Below are 14067 nucleotides of genomic sequence, written 5' to 3'. Positions count from 1 at the left end.
GGCGGGTTCGAGTATCGGGGCACCGTCCGGCGGTGGCTGGCACGACCGAACCGGCGCCTCCTTTCCTCTGCCCGGTCCCTGCCAGATTCGCGTCCTGGAGTGCACCAGGCGCTGATCCGAAACGCGCCGCGTCGCTGCGGTCACGCACCGGCTGAACTCCCGGCGGGTATTCGCCGGAACGCGGCGCCGTCCGCGCAATTCCGGCGCCGCGTCCGCATCACGATACGGCCACGAAAACGTCGCGAGCTCGAATCACGCTGAATCCGATGACAATTCATCAACCCGCCGGACCGAAGGCTAGGGCTCGGCACAATTCGCCGACCCGCCGTGGTGATGACGCGGAACAGACCGGATCGCGAATTTCTGTGACAGCGATCGGTCCGCGAACGATCAGTGGTCGGGCACGCATCCGCGCGGTAGCGTGCAGCACGGGTCGCCGAGCACCACAACGGGTGCGCGGCGGCCGCGGTACAGCGGAAAGGCATATCGAGCATGACGGGCACGCGAGGAAAGCTGCAGGAACTGCACAAGCTCCTCGAACTGGCGGAGGAACCGACCGGACAGGCCGGAATCGACAAACGCCGCGACAAAGGCATCCCCAGTGCCCGCGAACGGATTCGGATGCTGGTGGATCCGGGCAGTTTCGTGGAGACCGGCGCGCTCATGCGCCAGCCCGGCACCCCGGACGCCTACTACGGCGACGGCGTGGTCACCGGGCGCGGGCGCATCGACGGGCGGCCGGTGGTGGTGATCGCCCACGACCAGACCGTCTACGGCGGGTCGGTCGGCGAGATGTTCGGCCGGAAGGTCGCCGCCGCAATGGAATTCGCGTACGAGAACGCCTGCCCGGTGGTGGCGATCAACGACTCCGGCGGCGCCCGCATCCAGGACGCGGTCACCTCCCTGGCCTGGTACGCGCTGATGTGCCGCCGTCAGGAGGAGCTGTCGGGCTACGTGCCGATGGTCGCGGTGATGCTGGGCAAGTGCGCCGCCGGATCGGTGTACGGGCCGGTCAACATGGACGTCCTGGTCGCCACCGACCGGTCCTACATGTTCGTCACCGGACCCGACGTGATCAAGGCGGTGACCGGTGAGGACGTCACCGCCGAGGAGCTGGGCGGGGCAGCGGTGCAGGCCCGCAACGGGACCATCCACCACGTCGCCACCACCGAGCGGGAGGCGTTCGACTGGGTGCGTTCGTATCTGGGCTACCTGCCGTCGAGCTGCCTCGAGCAGCCGCCGATCGTCAATCCCGGCCTGGAACCCGAGGTGACCGCGCACGACCGCGAACTCGACGCGATCATCCCTGACTCGGACAAGTCCGGCTACGACATGCACGACATCCTGTTGCGCATCTTCGACGACGGCGAGTTCCACGAGATCGGCGCGGCGACGGCCGCCAATCTCGTCACCGGCTTCGCCCGCGTGGACGGCCGCAGCGTCGGCGTGGTCGCCAATCAGCCGCTGGTGCTCGGCGGCGCGCTGGACGCCCAGTGCTCGGACAAGGCGACCCACTTCATCCGGCTCTGCGACGCGTTCGGGCTGCCGCTGATCTTCGTGGTCGACACCCCGGGCGTGCTGCCGGGCGTGGACGAGGAACGCAACGGGGTGATCAAGCGCGGCGGCCGGTTCTTCCGCGCGGTGATCGAGGCGAGCGTGCCGATCGTGACCGTGGTCGTGCGCAAGGCGTACGGCGGCGGGTACGCGGTGATGGGCTGCAAACAGCTCGGCGCGGACATCTCGCTGGCCTGGCCGACCGCGCGGATCGCGGTCATGGGCGCGGAGAGCATGGTCGGCATCGTCGGCCGTCGCCAGCTCGCCGCGACCCCGCCCGAACAGCGGGAGACGGTGCGGCAGAACATGATCGACTTCTACAATGCCACCGTCGCCACGCCGTGGATCGCCGCCGAGCGCGGTTACATCGACGCGGTCATCGAACCGTCGCGAACCCGCCTCGAGATCCGCAAGGCGCTGCGCCTGCTGCGCGAGAAGGACTCGCGAAAGCCCAACCCGCGCAAGCACAATCTGTTCCCCGTGTGATCAGCACTCGTTCGGGGCGGGCACGCCCCGCAACCGCTGATCGACCCAGTTCATCGCGTCCGGGTAGCCGGTCGCGGCGGCGATGATGTGTTCACCGGGCACGCTGCGGTAGACCGCGTGCACCCCGAGGGCGCACTGTTCGCGGAACAGCGTGCGCGCGCCCTCGGCGGGGATCCAGAACTCCTGTTCGCCGTTGTAGACATACAGCGGCACAGCGGATTTCATGCCCTGCATGCGGGTGACGCGGTAGATGTCGGCGGCCAGGTCGCTGTGCAGCGGATCGGGGACGTCGGCGGCGATATCGATCGGCAGCATCAGCACGCCGGTCGCGCCGAAGATGCCCGCGCAGGTGTCCTTCAGCGGGGAGATCGCCGCCCAGCGGCCGAGGTTGTTCATCATGCCGAGGATCTCCGGGCGTTCGCGGGCGACGCCGAAGGTGGCGGCCAGGAACACGCCGGAGGCCAGGTTGGCGTTCATGCTGCGCGCGAGGATCTTGTAGTCGGCGGGCACGCCGCCCAGCGCCGCGCCCGCGACGACCGGGGTCAGTTCCGGGGCGTAGGAGTCGAGCAGCGCCACCGCGCCGCGGGTGGCGATGGCGCCGCCGGAGTAGCCGTGCATGACGAAGCGGCTGTCGGCGAATTCGTCGGGCAGCCAATTGCGCAGGGCGCGAATGGAATCCAGCACCGCGTGCCCGGCCACGTAGGGTTCGGCGTAGGCCATGCGCGGGCCCTCGTGGTCGGGGATCAGCACCGCGTATCCGCGCAGCGCGGCCAGCTGGGTGGTGGGCGGGATCCAATCGGTGGTGGCGCTGTCGGCGCCGTTGAGGCCGTGCGCCAGCGTGTAACTCGGCGTGCAGTGGCGGCCGAGCGCGTCGATGGGCAGGTTGTTGACCAGCACCGGCCGCGGACCCGGGCCGGGCCAGGGGGCGGCCGGGACGACCAGGGACGCGGTCGCGAACGAGGGCGCGTCGTGCGCGTCGGTGGTGCGGAACTTCAGTTGCAGCACCTGCCGCACCGGGACCAGCACCAGCGGCCCGCCCGTCGCGGTGACGTCGCGGACCTCGAGGACGTCGCCGGGGGCGTGCTCGGCCAGATCCGGCGGCCAGGCGTCGAACAGCGGATCACCGGAATCGCTTGGCATGACGGCGCTTTGGAGATTCGTCAGCGCCGGGGTGAGGCCCGCCGCGGCCATCGGTCCGGGCGGCGCGGGGATCGGTGGCGGCGGGATCACCGCGTCGATCCACTGTTGCAGGCCGGGCAGGGACAGATTCGGGGGCAGGGGGAGGCCGGGGGGCGCGGGTGGGTCCGGCTGTGCCGGTTGCGCCTGGGCGGCCACCGCGGAGCCCGCGACGATCGATAACACTGCGATGAGGACGCGCCAGTACCGCATGACCCACTCCCGTTGTGAGCTTCCCCCGGACCCGCCAGACCAGGTCAGTCGAGAGTACGAAAGTCACTTGGTCGAACGCCCGGATGTCGCTGTTTCGTGCGCAGGACGAGTCCGGTTCGAGATGCCGGGACACGAATCGGGGATCGGTACGATCAGTTGTTATGCGAATCGTCATCGCGGGTGGACACGGCAAGATCGCGCTGCTGCTGGCCGGGGAGCTGTCCCGGCGCGGGGACGAGGTACACAGCCTGATCCGTAAAACGGAGCAGTCCGCCGAGGTCGCGGCGACGGGCGCGAAGCCGGTGCTCCTCGACCTCGAGCACGCCGCCGAGGACGAGGTGCTGGCCGCCGTCACCGCCGCCGACGCGGCCGTCTTCGCCGCGGGCGCGGGCGCCGGGAGCGGCGTGGCCCGCAAGTACACCGTCGACCGCGACGGCGCGATCCGCCTGGCCCGCGCCGCCGAACAGGCCGGCGTCCGCCGCTTCCTCCAGATCTCCTCGATGGGCGCGGGCCAGCCCCCCGACCCGTCCCGCGACGAGGTCTGGGCCGCCTACATCGACGCGAAAACCCAGGCCGAGAACGACCTTCACCCCCGCCGCCTCGACTGGACCATCCTCCGCCCCGGCCGCCTCACCGACACCGACCCCACCCACCACATCACCCTCACCCCACCCCCCGCCCCCTACGGCTCCATCCCCCGAGCCGACGTAGCCACCGTCCTCGCCGACCTCCTCCCCGCCGAGAACACCCACGGCAAAACCCTCGAACTAATCTCCGGCGACACCCCCATCCCCGAAGCCATCCGCGCCCTCACCTAACCCCTCGCGCTTCGCGCTCGGGGACAAGGGAATTCAGCGCCCCCAGAAGAGAGAGGCCCAGCGCCCGGAGAAGAGAGAGCCCGGGCGCACCCCATGGCCCCGGGGCGCTCTCTCCCCTGTCCCCGAGCGCGAAGCGCGAGGGGTCAGCAGTTGCTCGGTGCCGCCACTCCGTGGTAGCGGTCGGTGAGCCACTGGAGTACCTCCGGCAGCCCGAGGACCGCGGCGGTGAGGTGGTCCGGGACGGGGATCGTCTCCGATTGGAGGCGGACGCCCTCGCCGCACCAGCGGTGTGTCGTGTTCACGATGGCGTCCACCGGGACCAGGCCGTCGATGGGTGAATGCCATTCCAGGACAGGCATGTTCGGGACGCTGTCGGTGTAGAGCTCGAGGCTGTTCTCCTCGACGACCTTGCGGGCGCGCAGGTCCTGGGTCATGGAGGTGGTGCGGGCGACGTCGAGGACGCTGCGGCCCGCGCCCTCGGTGAGCAGGTCGTTGGTGCAGGCGTTGGCCATCTGGTCGCGCAGGGCCTTGCCCTTGTCGTTGAGTTGATCCGACAGCGGGAAGCGGTCGGGGTATTCGCGTTCCAAGCCGAGCCCGGCGGCCATCGCCAGGCCGAAAACCGGATGCGAGTTGTATCCCAGGCCCTCGAGCATCTTCACCAGGTTCATCGGCACGCCGCCCGCGGCCGCCCCGGCGATGTGCAGGTCGGGCGCGTAACTGGGCGCGAGCGCGGCCGCCCAGGCGGTCGCCATGCCGCCGCCGGAGTAACCGGCCATGGTGACCGGGCTGTGCTCGAGCCGCAGCTGCTTGACGTTCTGCACCGCGCGAATGCCGTCGAGGGTGATCTGTCCGCCCAAACGCGCCGCGCCGTAAGCGAAGTCGGGCCCGAGGTGGTCGGGCATGGCGATGCTCCAGCCCTGCCGCAGCACCACGTTGTAGGCGGGCGCCTCGCGGATCATGAGGTTGGGATCGTCGGTGTAGAGCACCCGCGAGACGCCGCAGCGCGTGCCCAGCCCGTTGATGATCGTCTGATACGACAGCAGCGGCCCGTCGGCGGCCCGCTCGTGCGGCGTGAGCACGGTCGTCGTCGCCGCGATCGGCTTGCCCTCGGAGTTGGTGGAGCGGAATTTGATCAGCGTGACGTCGGTGTCGGGAAAGATGGCCAACGGCGACATCGCGCGCACGTCGAGCACATCCCCGGGCTGATGGTCGGCGATATCGGCCGGTTCGGCGTAGAACGGGTCCGGATCGGGTGTCGGATAGATCGGTTGCGCGACCGCCGTCGTGCTCGCGGCGACGAGCAGCAACAGGCCGCCCGCGCACGCGCCGAACGCACGGCGCAACGCTTTGTTCCCCATGGCCGCACACATTATCGGGCGCGCCGCCGACACGCGAGTAGTCCTGAAAAATCACAAGTTCCGTACCCATGCCCTGTGTCGCGCGACGAATTACGGCACAACCGCTGGTCAGGCCCCCGAACAGGACCGTACCGTCGAATTCGGCGCTGCTGCCGGACCTTCGGCGCGCAGCGCAGCAGGCGAAGGAGCACGGCATGGACATGCGCGACACCGTCCCGGCGGCGACCGCTCGACGCGTCACGGTCTACTTCGACGGCCCCGAGCCCGGTGACCAACTGATCCTCGAATACGCCGCGACCCACGCCGAGGCTCAGGAGTTCGCGACGGCGGCGGTGAGCACCGGCCTCGCGGTGACCGTGGACGGCAAGGTCCGTCCGGGCATGCGGCCGCTGCCGTGCCGCCGACTCTGGCACTGACCCGCCGAACCTGGTCGTCCGGCGGGCCGGGCGCCGACCCGGCGCGGGCAGGCGGGAGTCGCTGACCTGACCACGCGTCCGTCCTCGTCGGCGCGGCGCTCGTCGGACCGGAAGTAGCGGGTATCGGACCCGGCAAGCGCACGCTCTCGCGCGCCCTCACCCTACGACCCGGCCGACGGTCCGGCGACCGCCGTGGCGGTCTCTGAGCCATCTCACACCCGCGCTCCTGATGCGTTGGACTCCTTCACAATTCGGCGCGGCGCACCGGTTCGCCGCCGGGATGAAACACCCCTACTTCTCAGTTCGCCCGTTTATCGCTGCGAGCGCGTGGAATCGCGGGACCAGACCGCCGACGGAAGGTACGCGATGCGCACTCCGACCAGCGACACCCCGAACCGCCCGCTCCCGGACGGTCACGAACTGACCCCCGCCCTCGCCGAACGCCTCGCCCGCCTCGACGCCGACGTGGTCGTGCTGGGCGACGCCATGCTCGACGTGTGGATGTGGGGCCGCTCCGAACGACTCTGCCGCGAGGCGCCGGTCCCCGTGGTCGACATCGCCCGCAGCGTCGCCGCGCCCGGCGGCGCCGCCAACACCGCCGCGAATCTCGCCGCGCTCGGCGCCCGGGTGCGCCTGGTATCGCTGATCGGCGACGACGCGGCCGGACGGCAACTGCGCGACCAACTGCGCCGCCACGGCGTCGCCGACGACCACGTGCACACCGCCCCGCACCGCTCGACCGTGGTCAAGCGCCGGGTGCTCGCGGGCGATCAGCTCATGATCCGCTTCGACGAGGGCGATCAGCTGCCCCTGGACGGCTCCGCGCCCGACGTCACCGCGAGCCTCGCCGCCGCCCTCGACGGCGCCGACGCCCTGGTGGTCTGCGACTACGACGGCGGATTGGCCGCGGGTTTGCGCGACCACCTCGCCACCCTGCGCGCGAACCTGCCGCTGCTGGTCGTCGACAGCCACCGCCCCGCCGCCTGGCAGTCGGTGCGCCCGGATGTGACCACCCCCAACGCCGCCGAGGCCGCCGCCGCCCTCGAACTACCGCTCCCGGCCGACGGCGAGGAGCGCGTGGACCTGTTCGACCGCCACCGCGCGCGGCTGTTCGAGCTGACCGGCGCGCAGACCGTCGCGGTCACCCTCGACCGCGACGGCGCGCTGTTGCTCGCCGGTGACCGCCCGGCGCACCGCACCTGGGCCGAACCGGTGCCCGAACGCCAATGCAGCGGCGGCGGAGACACTTTCGTGGCCGCGCTCACGCTGGGCCTGCTGGCCGGGCTGCCCGAATCCGCGGCGGCCGAGGTCGCCCAGGCCGCCGCCGACGTGGTCGTGCACCGCCCCGGCACCTCGGTCTGCTCGACCACCGATCTGCACGAACGGGTCGCGGGCAGCGGCGGCGGGGTGCTCACCCACGACGAACTCGCCGCCACCCTCGCCGCGCACCGCCGCGCCGGACGGCGAATCGTGTTCACCAACGGCTGTTTCGACGTCCTGCACACCGGCCACATCGCCTATCTGAACGAGGCCAAACGCCTCGGCGACGTGCTGGTGGTCGCGGTCAACTCCGACCGCGGCGTGCGGGAGCTGAAAGGCCCGGACCGCCCGGTCAATTCCGAGGACGACCGCGCCGCGATGCTGGCGGCGCTGAGCTGCGTGGACCACGTGACGATCTTCGACGAACCCACCCCGGCCGCGCTGCTGCGGCGGCTGCGCCCGGAACTGTATGTCAAGGGCGGCGACTACCGGCCCGAAATGCTCAGCGAGACAGACGTCGTCGCCGAATACGGCGGCGAGGTCCAGGTGCTGGGGTACGTCGCCAAGCGCTCCACCACCGCGCTCATCGAACGCATCCGCGCCGGGGCGCGGACGTGATGGGTGAGCCGGAACTCGAGGTCCTGATCCCCACCCGCAACCGCCCCACCGAACTGGCCACCACGCTGTCCGGGCTTGCGGCACAGGACCTTTCGGATTTCGCCGTGGTGGTCAGCGACCAGTCCGACGACGCCGCCAGCTACGACACCCCCGCCGCGCTGGCCATGGCGAGGATGCTGCGCTACCGCGGGCACCGGGTGCGGCTGTCGACCCATCGCCCGCCCGCGGGCATGGCCGAGCAGCGCGCCCATCTGCTGAGCCGCTCCCGGTCGCGCTACGTGCTGTTCCTCGACGACGACGTCTGGCTCGAACCCGGCACGCTGCGCCGGATGCGCACGGCCATCGGCGAATTGCGCTGCGGCTTCGTCGGCTGCGCGGTGCAGGGTCTGTCGTATCTGGACGATCACCGCCCGCAGGAACTCGACCCGTTCGAGATCTGGCCCGGCGCACCGGAACCCGAGCGGATCACCCGCGAGGACAAGGCGTGGCAGCGCTACACCCTGCACAATGCCGCCAACCCCACCCACCTCGCCGAACAACTCGCCCTGCGGCCGGGCGACTGGCTGGCCTACAAGGTCGCATGGGTCGGTGGCTGCGTGCTCTACGACCGCGAGAAGCTCGTCCGCACAGGCGGTTTCGAGTTCTGGCGGGAGTTGCCGCGCCATCACAGCGGCGAGGACGTGCTGGCCCAGCTGCGGGTACAGGCGCGCTACGGCGGCGCGGGCATCCTGCCCAGCGGCGCGGTCCATCTGGAGTCCCCGACGACCGTGCCCCGCCGCGAGGTCGAGGCGTACGACATCGTGCCGCCCGACTTCTGGACCGAGTGAGCGCCGCTACGGCACCAGCGAGTCCACCTCGGCGAGCACCTGCGCCACCGACACTGAGTCCACGAACGAGTCGTCGTGTTCGCAGCGCGGCACGGTCTCGTCGGTGCAGTCGCGCCCGCACACCGGGCAGTGCGTGGTCCAGGAGAACAGGATCCGATCCCGCCCGCGCCCGAGCGGTCCGGCGTTGATCACATTGCCGATCCAGTAGATCCCGATCGTGGGCGTCCCGACCGCCGCGGCCAGATGCCGGGGGCCGCTGTCGTTGCCGACCAGCAGACAACTGCGCGCGAGCACCCCGGTCACCGTCGAGAAGTCCTGTCCCACAATGATTTCGAACGCCTTGCCCGCCTCGGGCGCGAGCTCGCGCACCGCGTCGTGCAGGGTGTCGAGCAGCTCCCGTTCCCCGTGCTCGCCGAGGACGACCACACCCAGGCCGCGATCCAGGCAGTGCGCGGCCACCCGCGCGAACCGGTCGATCGGCCAGCGCCGCCGCGGATCGGTCGCGCTCGGATGCAGCGCGACGACGGGATCGGGCAGATTGCCCAGCACCCGGTCGGCGGCGGCGAGGTCGGCGGCGGTCACCGCGAGCGTGGGGTCCAGCCGCACCGGCGGCGCGCCCGCCAGGCCCACGACCTCCAGGGCGCGCAGCGTCTCGTGTTGGTAGTAGCGGAACGGCAGCGTGCGCGTCAGCGGCGCGGCGTCGGGCGTGCGCGAGCCGACGCTCCAATGCGGATTCAATTGGTGCACAAAGCCGTTGGACCAGCGACCGCCGCCGTGCAACTGCACGCCCAGATCGATCGGGGCGCGGCAGACCCGTCGGAAGAACTCCGCCTCGGCCTCGGGATCCTCGGCCCGCCCGGCGGTGAGGCCCGCGGGCAGCGCGATCACCTCGTCGACGGGACTCGGGCGCCCACGCAGCAGTTCGGCGTGCAGGGGACTGCCCAGCAGCACGATCTCCGCCTCGGGGTAGGCGGCCGCGAGGGCGTGGATCGCGGGGACCGCGAACAGCAGATCGCCCAAGCCGCCTCCGCGCAGGACCGCGATGCGGCGCACGTCCGGCCACGGTTCGCTGATCTCCCCTATTCCGTATGGTTCCGGTGCGCGCGTCATTCAGCCGACCCGCAGCGGATCGTGACCCACCGACATCAGCCGGTGCCGCCACTCCGGCCGCCCGGCCTCCGACTCCGGTTCGGCGCCGCGCTCGTCCAGGACCCGGCGCACCACCGTGCGCATGACGTCGGCGTCGCCCCGGTCGAGGTCGGTGCGGCGTTTGCCGAGGATCGCCAGCACGTCCCGGCCCAGCGGCGCGCCCGCCCGATCGGGTTCGGTCTCGGTGCGCGGGCCCGCCGCGTCGGTGCGCAGCCAGTCCCGCAGTTCCCGGGAGCTCATGTTGACCACCTGGTGGAAGTCCTCCCACAGGTCGTCATCGACTATGGATTCGGCCATCATGCCCTCCTTGCGGTCGTGGTCCGGCTACCACGCTGTCGCCGGGACAAACGCCGCGGGCGTGAGGATTGCCCCGGGGTTCGACGGGTATCCGCACCACGTGGTCACGACGAGCTTGCGAGAACTGGCCGACCACGAAGGTCCCTTCGTGTCGGTCTATGTGGACAACAGCGGCAACATCCCGGCGCTGCGCGCCGAACTGGCCGAAAAGGGCGCTCCCCCACCGCTTCTCGACCTCGTCGACGACACCTTGACCAGCACCGAACCCGGACGGACCGGGCACGCGGTGATCGCCGGGGGCGGTGAGGTGCTCGTCGCCGAGCCGTTGCCGGTGCCGCCGCCGCGCCCGGTCGTGCGGGTGTCCCCGCTGCCGTACCTGCTGCCGCTGTTGCAGTTCCGGGAGCCGCGCACGCCCTACATCGTCGCGCTCGCCGACCGCGCGGGCGCCCAGATCCGCGGCGTGGACTCCCGGGGCCGCGAGGTGGCGGGCGCGGTGCCCGGCGCGGCGGCGCAGGAGGTCGCGTGGCTCGCCGACCGCGCGGGCGCGACGCTGGTGCTGGTGGCGGGCGAGGCCAGCGTGCGCGCGGCCCTGTCCGACGCCCTCGGGCCGCGCGGACGCCGTGTCGTCGAACTCGAACACGATTCGCGCGCCATCGAATTCGACTCCCCCGCGCTCCAGGAACAGATCCGGCGGGTGCTGCACGAGGAGGCCGAACTGCGCCGCCGCGCGGTGGTGCGCTTGTTCGCCCAGGAACGGTCGCGTCCCCGCGGCCTCGCGGTCGAGGGTCTCGCGGCCACCACGGCCGCGCTGCGCGAGGCCAATGCCGACACGCTGCTGATCGATCCGGATCGGTTGGGCGACAGCACCGTCGGCGTCGGCCCGGACCCGACCCAGGTGGTGCCGGTGGACCGGCCCCCGCACCGCACCTGGCCGCGGCGCGCCGACGAGGCCCTGCCCGTCGCCGCGCTCGCCGCCCGCGCGACCGTCGTCACCACCGGACACGCCGACGCGCCCGCCGACGGCGTCGGCGCCCTACTTCGGCACGGCTAGAGGAGGTTTCGCCATGGACACCCTGCCCCCGGTTCCCGGACCCGACCCCGGTCCGCCGGACCCGATCCCCGCGCCCGATCCCGCGCCGAATCCGATCCCGGATCCGGTGCCGACCCCCGACCCGCTCCCGCATCCGGGACAGCCGGATCCGATCCCGGGCCCCGGTCCCGTGCCACCGGAACCGGGACCGGTGTCACCGACCGCCCCGCAGCCACCCGAGGTGAGCTGAGCGCGAAAGTGCTACTCCCGCAACGCTTCCTCACGCAACCATCCCAGCGTCTTGGCGAGGATGCGGGAGACGTGCATCTGCGAGATGCCCAGGGCCTCGGCGATCTGGGTCTGGGTCTTGTTCTCGAAGAAGCGCATCATGAGCACGTTGCGTTCGCGTTCGGGGAGTTCGGCGATCAACGGCTTGACGGCCATGAACTCCTCGACGCGATCGTAGCGGGGCTCGGCCTCACCGAGGACCTCCATCAGCGACAGCGGACTGTTCTCGCCGTCGTCGCTGGTGACCGCGTCCAGTGAGGACACCTGATACGAATTGCCCGCGATCAGCGCCTGCGTGACCTCGACCAGATCCACGTCGAGCTCCTCGGCGATCTCCCGCGCGCGGGGCATGCGGCCCAGCCGTTGCGCGAGCTGATCGACGGTCCCGCCGATGGACAGCTGAATCTCCTTGGTACGGCGCGGAACTCGCACCGCCCAGGTGTTGTCGCGGAAATGCCGCCGCACCTCGCCCATGATCGTCGGCACCGCGAAGGACAGGAACGACGAACCCCGGCTCACATCGAACCGGTCCACGGCCTGCACCAGACCGACCCGCGCGACCTGCAACAGATCGTCGAAGTTCTCGCCGCGCCCGGAGAACTTCCGCGCGATGTGATCGGCCAGCGGCATGCACAGCCCGATCACCTTCTCCCGCACCGCTTCTCGCTGCGGATCGTCCGGCGCGAACGCGGCCAGTTCCTCGAAGACGGGCTCTATGTTGTCGTAGCTGTCGCCACCGCGGTGACGGCGGCTGCGCTCATCCGCCATCGGCTTCCCCTCGCGCCCGACTGAACTCGACGAGAATCGGGAAGCCGTTGCGCACAGCGTCGAACGGCTCGGTCTCCGAGGAGATCGTGTCGGTGATCGTCTGCAGCACGTGCCAGCCGAAACTGTTCTCGTCGAGCGCATCCGAGACCGAGGCCACCCCCGCGACCCGCACGGTCATGCGGCCGTCGTCATAGGCGAAGTCACAGTCCACCGCCGAACCGGGAACGGCCTCGGCGATCAGGGCCGTGGCGATCTCGTCGAGCGCGACCCGGATGTCGGTCACCTCGTCGAGCGCGAAATCCGCGATCAGCGCGACGGTTTCGGCAAGCGCTCGCAGCATGGTGAGTTGCCCCAGGTGGGCCGGCACGCGAATGCCGACGCTCGAGGTCTGCGCGGGTGACCTCGAAACCCACTCGCTCATTGACACGTCCCTCTCCTCCTCCCAACCGGCGAGCGTCGTCGGGGCGCGCCCGCTTCCGCCGTCTCGCCGTCCATTCCCTGTCACGTCCACGGTGCCCCGCAATCCACGACCTTAGGCGGACCGTCGCCGGTGCGCGACGGTCGGGTCGGATTCCCCGGTCTGGCACGAAAGACGCGCCCGCGGCTGTGCGCGGGCGCGACCCTGATCGCGGCTGCCAAGTCCTGGCCTTTCTGCTCCAGCAATATCTTTCGGCGCTTACCCGGGTTCGCGGGATCGAAACATGCCCGAAAAAGGTGGGACCGGTCGTGACCGGTCCCACACGAATTCGCCTGCCCTACTCCGTCAGCGCGGCCTCCACCGAGGGGTAGTAGCGGAACAGGGGGCGCAGCCCGGTCTTGTCCAGGATGCGCTCGATCTCGCGACGGCCGGAGACCACCCGCAGATCCACGCCGAGCGTGGCGGCCATGGTCTTGGCGGCCACCAGGGCCTGGGCCGATCCGATGCTCAGGAACCGCGTCGGCCGGAAGTCCAGCACCACGGCCCGCGAACTGCTCGTCACGGCGCGGCCCAGGGCGTCGTGGAATTCCTCGGCGACGGTCGCGTCCAACTCGCCCTCGACGCGGACGATCGTGTACGGCCGCCGGTCGACCGAGCGCGTCGGCGGACCCTCGGGCACGCCGGATGTGACATCGATCCGGCGGTGCAGAACGGCGATTGCTGACATAACCAGAGCCTCCCGAAAGGGGGTGTCCAGTTCCTGCGCGAAGTACGATCCGTCGAGCCAGCGATCAAAGGTCTGCTACATGACCGTCGCCCGGTGTCTCGGACGGCTCCGAACGCGAACCGGGATCGGCTGTAGTCTCAACCTGCCCTCCATTCTCGCACGCCCCCGACCGAGTGTCATCGCTTCCGGTCGAAACGATTTCCACACCCCCGCGACCTGGTCTTCTGAGGTCGTCCGGCGGAGCGCACGTATTCCGGGACCTGGTCTTCTCAGGTCCTCGGCCCGAGCGCACGTATTCCGGCCGCGGGCGGGTACGCGCCGGGTATGGAACTCCTGTTGATCCTGTTGGTCATTCCGGTGGCCGTCGTGCTCGTGCGGCGACGGCGCGGCAACCGTCCCGGAGATCCCCTGGTCCCCGGCAACGACGGGAGGTAGAGCGATGTCCATGGATCCCGATCCCGCCCGCACCCCCGACCTCGAATCCGGCGGCGGCGTCCGCCCCGGGTCCACGCCCCCCGACACCCCACAGACCTCCGGGCTGTCCGCCCCCGAACCGCGCACCCGCAATCACATGCCGCCGACGGGGATCGCGGTGATCGCCGCGGCGGTCCTGTTGGTGATCGCCTTCGTGGTGGTGGCCGTGCTGCTGGTGATCCAGATGTGA

The 14067-nt window shown here is 70.7% G+C and carries 15 protein-coding genes; 8 read left to right on the top strand and 7 right to left on the bottom strand.

Features of this window, described 5'->3' with window-relative positions:
• Positions 1–492: 492 nt before the first annotated feature.
• Positions 493–2040: an acyl-CoA carboxylase subunit beta gene (locus ACFYTQ_RS14955; protein WP_387360821.1), complete on the top strand. Its 1548-nt coding sequence runs from the start codon at positions 493–495 to the stop codon at positions 2038–2040.
• Here ACFYTQ_RS14955 and ACFYTQ_RS14950 read toward each other — a convergent pair whose 3' ends face one another.
• Positions 2041–3429, bottom strand: coding sequence for a lipase family protein (locus ACFYTQ_RS14950; protein WP_387360819.1), 1389 nt, complete (start codon positions 3427–3429; stop codon positions 2041–2043).
• A gap of 161 nt (positions 3430–3590) precedes the next feature.
• Here ACFYTQ_RS14950 and ACFYTQ_RS14945 point away from each other — a divergent pair, with 161 nt between their 5' ends.
• Positions 3591–4247, top strand: coding sequence for an SDR family oxidoreductase (locus tag ACFYTQ_RS14945; RefSeq protein WP_387360817.1), 657 nt, complete (start codon positions 3591–3593; stop codon positions 4245–4247).
• Positions 4248–4390: 143 nt separating this feature from the next.
• On the opposite strand, the gene ACFYTQ_RS14940 is transcribed toward ACFYTQ_RS14945, so the two are convergent.
• Entirely contained in the window at positions 4391–5605 is a 1215-nt protein-coding gene (locus ACFYTQ_RS14940) for a lipase family protein (RefSeq protein ID WP_387360815.1), read from the bottom strand.
• A 194-nt stretch (positions 5606–5799) separates the two neighbouring features.
• Here ACFYTQ_RS14940 and ACFYTQ_RS14935 point away from each other — a divergent pair, with 194 nt between their 5' ends.
• The 3 genes from ACFYTQ_RS14935 (at position 5800) to ACFYTQ_RS14925 (ending at position 8726) form a co-directional block, all read left to right on the top strand.
• Positions 5800–6021: a hypothetical protein gene (locus ACFYTQ_RS14935; protein WP_387360813.1), complete on the top strand. Its 222-nt coding sequence runs from the start codon at positions 5800–5802 to the stop codon at positions 6019–6021.
• Between the two features lie 366 nt (positions 6022–6387).
• Positions 6388–7899 (top strand): D-glycero-beta-D-manno-heptose 1-phosphate adenylyltransferase, encoded by a 1512-nt coding sequence (gene rfaE2, locus ACFYTQ_RS14930; protein ID WP_387360811.1) that lies wholly within the window; start codon positions 6388–6390, stop codon positions 7897–7899.
• On the top strand, positions 7899–8726 hold the full coding sequence (locus ACFYTQ_RS14925; protein WP_387360809.1) for a glycosyltransferase family 2 protein: 828 nt from the start codon (positions 7899–7901) through the stop codon (positions 8724–8726). Before rfaE2 ends, ACFYTQ_RS14925 begins: the two co-directional genes overlap by 1 nt.
• A 6-nt stretch (positions 8727–8732) precedes the next feature.
• On the opposite strand, the gene ACFYTQ_RS14920 is transcribed toward ACFYTQ_RS14925, so the two are convergent.
• Both ACFYTQ_RS14920 and ACFYTQ_RS14915 read right to left on the bottom strand, forming a co-directional pair.
• Entirely contained in the window at positions 8733–9836 is a 1104-nt protein-coding gene (locus ACFYTQ_RS14920) for a glycosyltransferase family 9 protein (protein ID WP_387360807.1), read from the bottom strand.
• Entirely contained in the window at positions 9837–10172 is a 336-nt protein-coding gene (locus tag ACFYTQ_RS14915; RefSeq protein ID WP_387360805.1) for a DUF3140 domain-containing protein, read from the bottom strand.
• A gap of 100 nt (positions 10173–10272) precedes the next feature.
• On the opposite strand from ACFYTQ_RS14915, the gene ACFYTQ_RS14910 reads away from it, so the two are divergent.
• A complete protein-coding gene (locus ACFYTQ_RS14910; RefSeq protein ID WP_387360803.1) occupies positions 10273–11223 on the top strand; it encodes a hypothetical protein in 951 nt (316 codons plus the stop codon).
• 13 nt (positions 11224–11236) lie between these two features.
• Positions 11237–11452: a hypothetical protein gene (locus ACFYTQ_RS14905; protein ID WP_387360801.1), complete on the top strand. Its 216-nt coding sequence runs from the start codon at positions 11237–11239 to the stop codon at positions 11450–11452.
• Between the two features lie 11 nt (positions 11453–11463).
• Here ACFYTQ_RS14905 and ACFYTQ_RS14900 read toward each other — a convergent pair whose 3' ends face one another.
• The 3 genes from ACFYTQ_RS14900 to ACFYTQ_RS14890 all read right to left on the bottom strand — a co-directional run bounded on the left by ACFYTQ_RS14900 (position 11464) and on the right by ACFYTQ_RS14890 (position 13403).
• Positions 11464–12258: an RNA polymerase sigma factor SigF gene (locus ACFYTQ_RS14900; RefSeq protein WP_387360799.1), complete on the bottom strand. Its 795-nt coding sequence runs from the start codon at positions 12256–12258 to the stop codon at positions 11464–11466.
• Positions 12248–12781, bottom strand: a complete 534-nt coding sequence (locus ACFYTQ_RS14895) for an ATP-binding protein (protein WP_387360797.1) — start codon at positions 12779–12781, stop codon at positions 12248–12250. The genes ACFYTQ_RS14900 and ACFYTQ_RS14895 overlap by 11 nt, the downstream gene beginning before the upstream one ends.
• A 232-nt stretch (positions 12782–13013) precedes the next feature.
• Positions 13014–13403: an STAS domain-containing protein gene (locus ACFYTQ_RS14890; RefSeq protein WP_387360795.1), complete on the bottom strand. Its 390-nt coding sequence runs from the start codon at positions 13401–13403 to the stop codon at positions 13014–13016.
• Positions 13404–13842: 439 nt separating this feature from the next.
• Here ACFYTQ_RS14890 and ACFYTQ_RS14885 point away from each other — a divergent pair, with 439 nt between their 5' ends.
• Positions 13843–14067, top strand: coding sequence for a DUF6480 family protein (locus ACFYTQ_RS14885; RefSeq protein WP_387360793.1), 225 nt, complete (start codon positions 13843–13845; stop codon positions 14065–14067).

Origin of the sequence: Nocardia sp. NPDC004068, from assembly GCF_042874315.1 — a bacterium.
Lineage (GTDB): Bacteria > Actinomycetota > Actinomycetes > Mycobacteriales > Mycobacteriaceae > Nocardia.
The sequence above is the reverse complement of the archived record's forward strand: the minus strand, read 5'-3'. Positions and strand labels throughout refer to the sequence as shown.

Excerpts from the sequence above, each read along its gene's own strand:
- ACFYTQ_RS14955 (WP_387360821.1), top strand. The coding sequence starts at position 493 with ATGACGGGCACGCGAGGAAAGCTGCAGGAACTGCACAAGCTCCTCGAA.
- ACFYTQ_RS14950 (WP_387360819.1), bottom strand. The coding sequence starts at position 3,429 with ATGCGGTACTGGCGCGTCCTCATCGCAGTGTTATCGATCGTCGCGGGC.
- ACFYTQ_RS14945 (WP_387360817.1), top strand. The coding sequence starts at position 3,591 with ATGCGAATCGTCATCGCGGGTGGACACGGCAAGATCGCGCTGCTGCTG.
- ACFYTQ_RS14940 (WP_387360815.1), bottom strand. The coding sequence starts at position 5,605 with ATGGGGAACAAAGCGTTGCGCCGTGCGTTCGGCGCGTGCGCGGGCGGC.
- ACFYTQ_RS14935 (WP_387360813.1), top strand. The coding sequence starts at position 5,800 with ATGGACATGCGCGACACCGTCCCGGCGGCGACCGCTCGACGCGTCACG.
- rfaE2 (WP_387360811.1), top strand. The coding sequence starts at position 6,388 with ATGCGCACTCCGACCAGCGACACCCCGAACCGCCCGCTCCCGGACGGT.
- ACFYTQ_RS14925 (WP_387360809.1), top strand. The coding sequence starts at position 7,899 with ATGGGTGAGCCGGAACTCGAGGTCCTGATCCCCACCCGCAACCGCCCC.
- ACFYTQ_RS14920 (WP_387360807.1), bottom strand. The coding sequence starts at position 9,836 with ATGACGCGCGCACCGGAACCATACGGAATAGGGGAGATCAGCGAACCG.
- ACFYTQ_RS14915 (WP_387360805.1), bottom strand. The coding sequence starts at position 10,172 with ATGGCCGAATCCATAGTCGATGACGACCTGTGGGAGGACTTCCACCAG.
- ACFYTQ_RS14905 (WP_387360801.1), top strand. The coding sequence starts at position 11,237 with ATGGACACCCTGCCCCCGGTTCCCGGACCCGACCCCGGTCCGCCGGAC.
- ACFYTQ_RS14900 (WP_387360799.1), bottom strand. The coding sequence starts at position 12,258 with ATGGCGGATGAGCGCAGCCGCCGTCACCGCGGTGGCGACAGCTACGAC.
- ACFYTQ_RS14890 (WP_387360795.1), bottom strand. The coding sequence starts at position 13,403 with ATGTCAGCAATCGCCGTTCTGCACCGCCGGATCGATGTCACATCCGGC.
- ACFYTQ_RS14885 (WP_387360793.1), top strand. The coding sequence starts at position 13,843 with ATGTCCATGGATCCCGATCCCGCCCGCACCCCCGACCTCGAATCCGGC.